The following is a 10,836-nucleotide window of genomic DNA, read 5'->3' on the forward strand; positions in this document are numbered from 1 at the left end:
GTCGTGTTTACCTTAGACGAAGTATTGATGAACCAGGATTCAAAGTATTATGATTAATATCATATGAACTCAAAATTTACTCAAATTCACAAAGAGTTGACAGAGCTGCTCCCTGCTGGTTTGCGCACCTTCTGCACGACCTCAGTGCATGAAAGGGGTGAGCGCTTGTTTGCGACAGGTGACAAGCCCGCCCACATGTTCTTTATCGGGACCGGCGAAGTCGTCTTGGAGCGTGCTGGCGCACAAGGCGGCTCAGTTGTTCTTCAGCGTACCAGGCACGGCTTCGTAGGAGAGGCGAGTCTTCAATCTGCACGCTATCACTGTGATGCCAAGGTCATTGCCCCCTCGGACATCACTCAGGTGCCCATTCGGGAATTCCGTGCTGCCATGGACAGCGATCCTGCGTTTGCAATCCGCTGGATCGGCATGTTGAGCAAGGAGGTCAAACGACTAAGACTCCAATGCGAGCGGCTTTCGCTCAATAAGGTACAAGATCGGCTGATTCACCTGCTTGAAACCGAAGGGCAGCAGGGAAAATTTCCAATCGGAACAGGATTGAAGTCCTTGGCGGGAGAACTCGGCGTAACGCACGAAGCCTTGTATCGCTGCGTATCTGACCTTGAGAAAAAAGGCGCTTTAAAAAGGGACGAAAAGAACATCATTTTGCTTTCGGAGCCACCAGAGGTGCCTCATGCACCCAAACAGTAGCCCATGAAAAATGAATCCAATCTGATCGAAAAGGCTGTCGCGCAGCGGCAAGTTAATCGTTACGACCGCATGGAATGGGCCGGGGCGTTTGGCGACCTCGGAACCCTGATTCCATTTGTTGTGGCCTACATTGGGGTGATTCACCTTGATCCCCTGGGCGTCCTGTTTGCCTTCGGAATGTCAATGTTGGTGAGCGGAATTTACTACAAGACTCCTTTTCCTGTTCAGCCTATGAAAGCCATTGGGGCCGTCGCATCGATTCAGGCCATGCAGACTGCTGTCGTCACTCCAGGAGCCATATTCATCGCGGCGATGGTCACAGGATTGGTTTGGCTTCTGTTGGGTCTGACAGGTCTGTTGGCTCGCATTGCGAGGCTCATTCCTGCAACCGTTGTCATCGGCATTGTGCTGGGGCTGGGCTTAGGGTTCATGCTGCAGGGAATCAAGATGATGCAAGCCGATTGGCTGGTAGCAATCGTTGGCGCAACCGCAACGGTGCTGCTGATGGGTAACCGGAAATTCCCGGCGATGTTTGTGCTTCTCGCTTTCGGCGCAGTCGTGGGCGGTATCCAGCATCCCGAATTGCTGGCCCGCATTGTCGATACCTCGATGACCTTCAAGTTACCCAGTCTTGCGGCAACAGACATCACGTGGAACCAGTTTTTCGTGGGGACGGTGTTACTCGCGCTGCCGCAAATCCCGCTGACGCTCGGCAACGCGATCATCGCCATCAAGGATGAAAACAACCGGCTTTTCCCTAATTCCCCCGTGTCAGAGAATGGTGTCGCCGTCTCTACCGGCATCATGAACATCTTCAGTGGCGCAGTCGGTGGGGTTCCGATGTGTCACGGCGCTGGTGGGATGGCTGGCCATGTGGCATTTGGGGCCAAGACCGGAGGTTCGGTGGTCATCTTGGGCGTTGTCTTGCTGGTACTTGCCTTGTTCTTCAGTAACTCTGTGGGTGTGCTGTTTCAACTATTTCCAAGCGCCGTGCTCGGTGTCATCCTGTTTTTGACCGGAATTCAATTGGCAGCAAATAGCAGTCAAATGCCGTCGGGACGCGGTGAGCGTGTTATCACCTTGGTGTGTGCAGCGCTTTGCATTTGGAACGTGGCCGCAGGCTTTGTGGTGGGAGTCGCTCTCCACCAACTCAATTGTCGGGGATGGCTAAAGCTCTAGGGCCGGCAGCGAATCGAATCGGTTTGCAGATACTGGTTAACCGGACACGAATGCCGATGAAACCCCGTTTTTATCAATCGTTTCAATTCCAGCGTCAATGAAAGACCGCTAACCGCCAGGTTGAATCTCTGCAATTCACCAGTTGGCGACAAGACCCAGATCGTGACGGTCACTATGCCCGGCTAATGTTTCGATTTTGCCTTGCGAGCGCCGCTTCCCGCATGGGCGCCATGGACATGGCCCTCGCGGCTTTGCGACGCGGCTGGGCTTCGGGCAATCTCCGTCAGTTCGTTGAGGATGCCGCAATGCTGGGCGTCTTGTCCGCCAAGGCAGGTCTCCCGAAGCCCTTTGAGTTGCTTTTCAAGTTGCCGTAGCTCGCGAATACGCTCAGCGACGTGTCCGATGTGTTCATCGAGCAACTCGTTGACCTCACGGCAATTCTCTGTTGGCGCGTCCTTGAATCGCAACAAGACCCGAATCTCGTCGAGCGTCATGTCGAGCCCTCGGCAATGTCGAATGAAGGACAGTCGCTCCGCATGGGCGTCGCCATAAATGCGGTAGTTCCCCTCGCTGCGTCCTGGCTCGGCAAGCAAACCCTCGCGCTCGTAATAGCGGATGGTTTCGATTTGCGTGTTCGTGAGCGTGGCAAGTTCGCCGATCTTCATGGTGATGCTCTTCCTTTGAGGTTGATAGCGGCCTGGAAACAAATCGCGCTTCGAGGCTTGACTCTGTAGCAGCTACAGGGTTTTTAATACTGTAACGACTTAAAAACCCAATAGCAAGGAAGCGCCATGAGCCAGCCTGTAACCGAAGAGCACGACAAGAGCCACCAATGCGGATGTGGCAGCGCGTGCGTCCCCGAGGCGAGCAGCCCGCCCGCCCCTGCGGTTGTGCCCCAAGGCGTCCCTGTGTTTCGCATTTCGACGATGGACTGCGCGGCGGAGGAAGGCGAGATTCGCCATGCCATGGTGGCCATTCCTGGGCTTCGCAGCTTGAACTTTCAACTTGCGGCCAGGACGCTGGCTATCGATGCGCCTTCTGATTCGATGCCGCTTGCGCTCGAAGCCATCCGCAAGGCCGGATTCAAGCCTGTGCCGATTTCGGAAGGTGATGGTGGCGCGCATGACGATCATGATCACCACGGACATCATCACGCCCATGGCCATGGCAAACCGTTGCTGCCATCGGGCCTTCCGCGATATGCGCTGGCCTTGCTGCTAGCCGCCGGGGCGGAATTAGTGTCGTTTTCCGCTCCACAGACGTTGATGTTCAGCGGCTTGGGTATGGCGCTTGCGGCTGCTGCCATAGGTCTGGCGGGATTTTCGACGTATGTGAAGGGCTTGGCCGCGCTGCGCAATGGCCGATTGAATATCAACGCGCTGATGACGGTCGCCGTGAGCGGAGCGTTCCTGATTGGGCAGTGGCCCGAGGCGGCCATGGTGATGGCCCTCTACGCCATCGCGGAGCTCATTGAGGCCAGGTCGGTGGATCGGGCGCGCAACGCGATCAAAAGTCTGCTGGACCTGGCTCCCGAAATTGCGGAGGCTCGCCAGCCCGATGGCTCCTGGGCGCAAAGCCCCGTCAACGTTGTGCCGGTCGGCGCCATCGTGCGGGTCAAGCCTGGCGCGCGCGTTCCTTTGGATGGGGTGATCGTGTCGGGGGCCACGTCGATTGATCAATCTCCGGTGACCGGCGAAAGCATTCCGGTGGATAAGGGGGTCGGAGACCTTGTCTTTGCCGGAACGATCAACGCCACGGGGACGTTCGAAGCCCGCGTGTCGACGGCCGCAAAGGGGACTCTTCTCGCCCGCATCATCCATGCCGTCGAGCAAGCCCAGGGATCGCGGGCTCCAACCCAGCAGTTCGTGGACCGTTTCGCCTCGATTTACACACCCGCCGTCTTTGCCCTGGCCTTGGCAGTTTGCGTCTTGGCTCCGTGGCTGATGGACTGGACGTGGATGCAGGCGATCTACAAGGCCTTGGTCCTGTTGGTGATCGCCTGCCCCTGCGCGTTGGTCATCTCGACGCCGGTCACGGTCGTGAGCGGGTTGGCGGCGGCGGCCAGGCGCGGCATTTTGATCAAGGGCGGCGTCCATCTCGAAGGCGCGCGAAAGATCAAAGTCATCGCGTTGGACAAGACCGGAACCATCACCGAAGGCAAGCCGAAGCTGGTGTCCACTGAGTTGCGCGACTCCGAGTATTCAGAGTCTCAGGTTCTTCGCTGGGCCGCCGACCTCGCGGGACACTCGGACCATCCGGTTTCCAAAGCCATCGCCCAAGGCCTTGGCCAGAGTGGAAACGGCCAGCTTGAAGGCTTCACTGCCCTGCCGGGTCGTGGCATTGAGGCGCGGACTGACGGGCTTTCATTGGTTTTGGGAAACCACCGCTTAATCGAGGAGCGCGGCCTTTGCAGTCCGAAAATCGAGGAGCGATTGGCCGAACATGAGGCGCAGGGGCGCACAGTCACGATGCTGGCATCCAGCATCCAGGTTCTCGCCATCTTCGCCGTGGCAGACACCATCAAGGAAAGCTCGCGCGAAGCCTTGGCTGAACTGCATGCGTTGGGCGTGGTCTCGGTCATGTTGACCGGAGACAATATCGCCACTGCGAAGGCCATCGCCAAACAGGCGGGGATAGACGACGCGCGCGGCAATCTGCTGCCCGAAGACAAGCTGGCCGCGATCGAGGAGCTGCAAAAGCGGCATGGCTACGCGGCGATGGTGGGCGACGGCATCAACGACGCTCCTGCGCTCGCGCGCGCCGACATTGGATTCGCCATGGGAGGCGCGGGGACGAATACGGCGATGGAAGCCGCCGACGTGGTGATCATGAATGACGACCTGCGCCGGATTCCCGAGGCGATTCGGCTGTCGCGCCGGACGCAAGCGGTGCTTTGGCAAAACATCGCTCTCGCGCTGGGCATCAAGGCGGTTTTTCTGGGGCTGGCCTTGTTCAATGGCGCGACGATGTGGATGGCGGTCTTTGCGGACATGGGCGCGAGCCTGTTGGTGGTATTCAACGGGTTGGGAGTTCTGCGCTCGAATCCCTGATCAGCGGCGAAATGGACGATGCCGACACCATGTTCAGGCGTGGATCAACGAAGATGGTTTTGTTAAGTTGGGGCAAGACAAATGCGGGAGGCAACTGGTGTTTGATGGAAAAGCTTTAAATGCGGGGGTCGCCTCGGCGTTGGGTGCTGCGCTTTTGTTTGGGGCGGGAACGCCTCTGGCGAAGCTGTTGCTTGAGGGCGTTGGGCCTTGGATGCTGGCCGGGCTGTTCTATCTGGGTTCTGGAATCGGACTGTCACTCTATCGCCTGGCAAGCGGCGCGGCCTCGGTGAAGATGTCGCGCTCTGAAATGGGTTGGCTCGCGGGCGCCACGCTGGCGGGTGGCGTGATCGGCCCCGTGCTGCTCATGGTGGGGCTAACGGGAATGCCAGCGTCAGGCGCGTCCCTCTTGCTCAATGCAGAGGGCGTCTTCACTGCGGTCCTGGCATGGGTCGCCTTTCGCGAGAACTTCGATCGGCGCATTGCCTTGGGTATGGCCGCAATCGCCCTGGGCGCGGTCTTGCTAAGCTGGCCTAGCGAAGTGAGCTTCGCGGGCCTTTGGCCCGCTTTGGCCATCCTGGGGGCATGCTTTGCCTGGGGCATAGACAACAACCTCACGCGCAAGGTGTCGCTTTCCGACGCGACGTGGATCGCCTCGGTCAAAGGGCTCGTGGCGGGGAGTGTGAATCTGGCGTTGGCTGCCGCCCTTGGGGACCATCTGCCGACGTTGCCAATTTTGGCTGGCTCCATGATCGTTGGTTTTCTGGCCTATGGCGTGAGCCTGGCCTTGTTCGTCGTGGGGCTTCGTCACTTGGGGACAGCCCGGACGGGTGCGTATTTTTCGGTGGCTCCATTTTTTGGAGCGGCGCTGGCCCTGATCGGTGGAGAGTCGATTACCTTCCGGCTCGTTGCTGCGGGCATATTGATGGGCTTGGGCGTATGGCTTCACCTGACGGAACGGCATGAGCATGGCCATAAGCACGAGGCGATGGAGCATGAGCACGAACATGCGCATGATGAACACCATCAGCATGGCCACCCTGATCAGCCTGGCTTGGTTCTGGCGCCAGGCATCAAGCACAGTCATTGGCATCGGCATGAGCCGACGGAGCATGTCCACGCTCATTTCCCAGACGCCCACCACCGTCACGTTCATTAGCTGTTCGCAGCGTTATTAGGAGTAGTCAGCATCAATGCTGGAGGACGGCAAGTACCGCACGATCACCGAGATCGCGGCCGTCGAAGGAATGGACCGAGGCCAGCCGGACTGGCGCTGGAACACCTGATCCGCTATGGCTTCCCGGCAGATGGGGAGGCGTAGCGGAATTGGTTTGCTCAGAGAGGGGACTACAAGGTTGTCATTTTGAGACATCACCACTGACGACCAGGCACGCACCCCAGGGGAGGCTATTCGGAAGGGCACTCTCCACGACCTGCGCGAAGTCCGTCCCTGACGGAAGGAAAATCGCGGTGCTGAAATGAACGTGTTCGACCGGCAGTTTCTTAATGACCTCATAAAGTTCTCTCCGGGTGTGCCAATGAGCTCCCTGGTAAGCGCCCTTGCCGCCACTTCGACCCTTGTCGAGCCACAGCAGGCTGTGCCGGTTGAGCAATCCAAGCACGAATCGACGCCGCGTGACTCGCACGATCTCTGCAATCGCGCGAGGCCAGTCGTCTACGAAGCACAACGCTGTGATCGAAATGACTTGATCGAAGGATTGGTCGGGGAAAGGCAGGCGACAAGCGTCTCCTTCCACGTAGGATATATCGCGATCCGACCGCTGGCGGGCAAAATCGAGTGCGTCGGCATCGATGTCCAGGCCGGTCACGTCAAGGCCTGCGGCAGCAAGGCGACGGGTGAACCACCCGGTACCGCAACCCACGTCGAGTAGGCTTTTGCCAGGAGCCGTTTCGAGGTGGCGATATAGAAGCGCGAATTCAACGTCGCCGATCCAGCGTCCGCGCGGGCTGTCGTACCACGCGTCGTATTCTTCCGGTGTCACAGACTGGCCACCGTCCGCCAGGCCTCGATCAAGCCATTGGCAGCGCGGCTCACTTCGTCGGGCGTCGTCATGGTGCCTACAGACAGCCGCACGGCCCCGGCCGCCCGCACAGAATCGACGCCTATCGCGGCCAATACGCCACTGACAGCGTCGTGTTCCGAATGGCAAGCCGAACCGAGCGACGCAGCGACGATCTGACTAACTTGGTCCAGCAGCCTGCGTCCGCTTGTCCCCGGAAACGATACATGGAGCGTATTGGGAAGACGCTGATCGGGGTGGCCATTGAGGATGAGACCCGGTATCGCCTCGATCAACAGGTCATGGAGTTGATCACGCAGTTCAAGCAGATGGCGGGTTGCCTGAGGCAGTCGTTCCCGCGCAAGCCGTGCCGCGACCCCAAAACCGACAATGGCCGGGACGTTCTCGGTGCCCGGTCGCAAACCGTGCTCATGGTCCGCGCCGAAACTGATGTTACGCACGAGGGTGTTCTGACGGATATACAGCGCCCCCACACCCTTGGTCGCGTAGAACTTATGCCCAGCCAGCGTGAGCAGGTCAACGCCCAATGTGTCGACGTTGACGGGAATCTTGCCTGCCGATTGGGCCGCGTCGGTGTGCAGCAGGACGCCGCGTTCACGCGTGATGTGCGAAATCTCCTGGATCGGCTGGATGGTACCGATTTCGTTATTGGCGTGCATCACCGACACCAGCGCTGTATCGGGCCGCAGGGCTTGCACAATGTCTGGCGGCGAGACACGGCCGAAACCGTCGACAGGCACCACGGTGAGGCTCCAGCCTTCTTCCTGAAGATGCTTCGCCGGGGCCATCACCGCCGGATGCTCAATGGCACTGACGACGAGATGACGCTTCGTGTCACCGAGGGCTCGCGCGATGCCGAGCAGGGCCAGGTTGTTGGCCTCTGTGGCGCAGCCGGTGAACACAATCTCATCGCCCCGCGCACCGATCAGCGCGGCAACCTGGTTTCGTGCTTCGGCGACAGCCTGCGCGGCAAATCGTCCGAAAGGGTGCGATGACGAGGGGTTGCCGAAATGCTCACGCAGAAACGGCAGCATGGCATCGGCCACTTCCGGCGCGACCGGCGTTGTGGCGTTGTAGTCGAGGTAGATGGGTGCATTCATACGGATTCCTCCAGCAGGCGCAGTCGCCGCCCGATGGCCGCTGTGGACAACAATGCCACAGCAAGCAGCGGGACGACCGAAAGGTTCAGGGTAATCCAGCCGAAGCGGTCGTACAACCATCCGGCCGACAGTGTGGCCAGGGCGACCAGGCCAAAGACGGCAAATTCGTTGACCGCCTGCACCTTTAACTGCTCGGCGGGGAGATAGGTCTGCGTGAGCAGTGCCGTGCCGCCGATGAAGACGAAGTTCCATCCCACGCCCAGCAGGATCAGCGCGGAAAGGAAGTGAAGGAACTCAATCCCGGAGAGGGCTATCGTGACGTGACCCAGTAGCAGAGCGAAACCGGCTCCCATGACGCGCGGCGCCCCGTAGCGCTGGACCAATGAACCGGTGAAGAAGGACGGCGCGAACATGCCAACAACGTGCCACTGGATCACCGGCGTCCCCTCCGAGCCGGTCAGGCCACTGCCCAGCATCGCCAGCGGGGTGGCCGTCATGACCATGACCATCACGGCGTAGCCGATGGCTGAGCCCAGGATGGACGCCTGCAGCGCCGGCAGCGCCAAGAGCTGCCGTAGGGGCCGCGCCTCGCCCCCCTGGGCAACAGCGACCGGCTTCAATCGAACCTGCGAGATCAGGGCAAGCGCGATCAGGCTGAGTGCCGCCTGGGTGAGATAGGAGCCAACAAAGGGACCACTGACCGCCCAGCCCCGTCCCCACTGGCCGAGTTGAGGTCCCGCGAACGCGGCCAGCACGCCGCCCGCGACAACCCACGAGATCGCCCTGCTTGCGTGCTTGGGGTCAGTAGCTTCGACGGCGGCAAAACGATAGTAGTTGGCGAAGCCTTGGTAGCTGCCCAGCAGCAGATGTCCGATGGCAAAAAGCACGAATGAGCTTTTCGCCAAAGCAAGCGCGCACAAAAGGCTGCCGGTCACACCAAGGGACGCCCCGGTCAGGAACCCGGCGCGTCGTCCGTGGTGCCGCATCAGAATAGCAGCGGGTAATGATGCGAGCGCGGTGCCGATCACCATCATGGCAATCGGCAGCGTTGCGAGGCCCTTGTCTGGTGCGAGGACGGCCCCGAGAATGGCTCCGAGCGACACCGACATGACGACGACCGAAAGCATCATGGCCTGGCTGAATGCAAGCAGCAATACATTGCGTCGTCCGGTAAACATCGGTTGGCCTTCGGTATGCGGATAGCGATTTAGTATTTCATCGGACTGGATGCCTTGGCGGCTGCATCGAGGGCCGGGTTGATTCTTGGATGGGTCACCCCGGCTTTACGCGCTTCCTCGACAAACCATTCCTCGTCACCAGCCAGGACATCGACCGCCACCGCTTTGGCGTAACCTGCGCATCCAATAAAATAGGACAGCGAGGCTTCCCTGGTAGCGAGTTGCTTGAAAAGTAATTTCTTCGACTTGTTTCTTAAAACACGAGCACCTTGTCGGCTTCGGCCGTCCAGTCAGCGAGCTGTGCGAGCGTCGAACGCTTGGGCCCGTCGATCAACTCGGCATCTGTCAGGCCTCGCGCATCCATGCAGGTCCCGCATAGACCAACCTCACCTTGCCGGGCCACCTTGCCGAGCATGAGTTGGATGCTGTAGTAGCCCTGCGGCACCTTCTGGCCAGCCTTGCCGCAGCCGACGGCGTCGGCCAGCAGGAACAGACGCACCTGCTGCCCTTCCTTGCCGGCCAAAGCACTGGCAAGCCGCAAACCGTTATAGGCGCGCTCATTGCCGTACGGGGCATCGTTGAGAATGAAAAGTGTGGAAGTCATGACATATCCTCCGGGTTGAATCTGTGGGTTGAACTTTGCTTCGATCAGGACTCGGCCGGCCGCTCAACCGGCATGCCAGCGGCCTGCCATTCGGCAACGCCGTCGAGAATCTTGCGCACCCGGTAGCCCTTGCCGGAGAGCAGCTTCAGGGCCTCATCGGACAGCATGCAAAACGGCCCGCGACAGTAGGCGACGATGTCGTGACCGATCGGCAACTCGGCCAATCGACGTTCAATTTCTGGCAGGGGCATGGAACGTGCATACGGCAGGTGCGCCACTTCGTACTCCTCCTGCGGCCGGACGTCGATCACTATCACCTCGCCGCGCCGCGCCTGTTCCAGCAAGTCCGACCATCCAACCTGTACCAGCTTGTCGGGAGCAGCCGCCATGCGTTGCAGGGCCATCTGCAATTCGACCAGATGTTCTTCGGCCACCAAGCGTAACGTGACCAACAGGTGTGCCACATCCTCGCCGATGAGGCGATAGACCATGTACTTGCCATCGCGCCGGCTCTCCACCAGACGGGCCTCGCGCAGCGCCTTGAGATGGGCGCTGGCCAGTTTGATGTCGATCGATAGCTCGCCAGCCAGAACCTCCACCGTTTTATCGCCCTGCGCAAGCAACTCCATCAACTCCAGCCGCTTCGGACTGGAGACGGCCTTGCCGATGCGGGCGACTTGTTCGTAAAGAAGGTCTTTAAGTGATCTCTCATTCATTCATAAACTCTAACGATTAGACGAATGTGTGTCAATAAATATCCTTATCCGGGGCCCCTCGTTTTCAGTGCAATAACTGGCGAGAGCGTTCTATTTGGCTCTGTCGCGTTGACAGTCAAGCCGGCCACTCGACTATGCTGAGCGCTTTGACTGAAAAGGCTTGAAACGAGATGCTGGCTACCAAAGGGATGCGTTTCCCAATCGACGTCATTCTGGTGTGCATCCGTTGGTACGCGGCTTATCCGTTGAGCTATCGCCATCT

General features: G+C 59.4%; 11 protein-coding genes and 1 pseudogene. 5 read left to right on the top strand and 7 right to left on the bottom strand.

From position 1 onward, the window contains the following. The first annotated feature begins 63 nt into the window (after positions 1–63). The gene (locus tag B3F77_RS17795; protein WP_293606246.1) at positions 64–708 is read left to right on the top strand and encodes a Crp/Fnr family transcriptional regulator; all 645 of its coding nucleotides are present in this window, start codon (positions 64–66) and stop codon (positions 706–708) included. A 3-nt stretch (positions 709–711) separates the two neighbouring features. Beyond that, entirely contained in the window at positions 712–1,887 is a 1,176-nt protein-coding gene (locus B3F77_RS17800) for a putative sulfate/molybdate transporter (protein ID WP_293606247.1), read from the top strand. Between the two features lie 182 nt (positions 1,888–2,069). Here B3F77_RS17800 and cadR read toward each other — a convergent pair whose 3' ends face one another. Then, entirely contained in the window at positions 2,070–2,552 is a 483-nt protein-coding gene (gene cadR / locus B3F77_RS17805) for a Cd(II)/Pb(II)-responsive transcriptional regulator (RefSeq protein ID WP_293606248.1), read from the bottom strand. Positions 2,553–2,678: 126 nt separating this feature from the next. On the opposite strand from cadR, the gene B3F77_RS17810 reads away from it, so the two are divergent. Continuing rightward, positions 2,679–4,937 (top strand): heavy metal translocating P-type ATPase, encoded by a 2,259-nt coding sequence (locus B3F77_RS17810; RefSeq protein WP_293606249.1) that lies wholly within the window; start codon positions 2,679–2,681, stop codon positions 4,935–4,937. A 97-nt stretch (positions 4,938–5,034) separates the two neighbouring features. After that, a complete protein-coding gene (locus tag B3F77_RS17815) occupies positions 5,035–6,093 on the top strand; it encodes a DMT family transporter (protein WP_293606250.1) in 1,059 nt (352 codons plus the stop codon). Positions 6,094–6,292: 199 nt separating this feature from the next. Here the strand turns inward: B3F77_RS17815 and B3F77_RS17820 are convergent, their stop codons facing one another. The 6 genes from B3F77_RS17820 to B3F77_RS17845 form a co-directional block, all read right to left on the bottom strand. Beyond that, positions 6,293–6,937: a class I SAM-dependent methyltransferase gene (locus tag B3F77_RS17820; RefSeq protein ID WP_293606251.1), complete on the bottom strand. Its 645-nt coding sequence runs from the start codon at positions 6,935–6,937 to the stop codon at positions 6,293–6,295. After that, positions 6,934–8,076: a cysteine desulfurase family protein gene (locus B3F77_RS17825; RefSeq protein WP_293606252.1), complete on the bottom strand. Its 1,143-nt coding sequence runs from the start codon at positions 8,074–8,076 to the stop codon at positions 6,934–6,936. The genes B3F77_RS17820 and B3F77_RS17825 overlap by 4 nt, the downstream gene beginning before the upstream one ends. Further along, on the bottom strand, positions 8,073–9,254 hold the full coding sequence (locus B3F77_RS17830; RefSeq protein WP_293606253.1) for an MFS transporter: 1,182 nt from the start codon (positions 9,252–9,254) through the stop codon (positions 8,073–8,075). The genes B3F77_RS17825 and B3F77_RS17830 overlap by 4 nt, the downstream gene beginning before the upstream one ends. Positions 9,255–9,283: 29 nt before the next feature. Continuing rightward, positions 9,284–9,415, bottom strand: a complete 132-nt coding sequence (locus B3F77_RS17835) for a hypothetical protein (RefSeq protein ID WP_293606254.1) — start codon at positions 9,413–9,415, stop codon at positions 9,284–9,286. A gap of 92 nt (positions 9,416–9,507) precedes the next feature. Beyond that, positions 9,508–9,858, bottom strand: coding sequence for a DsrE/DsrF/TusD sulfur relay family protein (locus B3F77_RS17840; RefSeq protein ID WP_293606255.1), 351 nt, complete (start codon positions 9,856–9,858; stop codon positions 9,508–9,510). Positions 9,859–9,902: 44 nt separating this feature from the next. Beyond that, positions 9,903–10,574 (bottom strand): ArsR/SmtB family transcription factor, encoded by a 672-nt coding sequence (locus B3F77_RS17845; protein ID WP_293606256.1) that lies wholly within the window; start codon positions 10,572–10,574, stop codon positions 9,903–9,905. Positions 10,575–10,744: 170 nt separating this feature from the next. Between B3F77_RS17845 and B3F77_RS21145 the strand changes: the two are divergent. Further along, positions 10,745–10,836 (top strand): annotated as a pseudogene (locus tag B3F77_RS21145) (IS6 family transposase); the annotation flags it as partial.

This window comes from Polaromonas sp. UBA4122 (genome assembly GCA_002381615.1).
Lineage (GTDB): Bacteria > Pseudomonadota > Gammaproteobacteria > Burkholderiales > Burkholderiaceae_C > Polaromonas.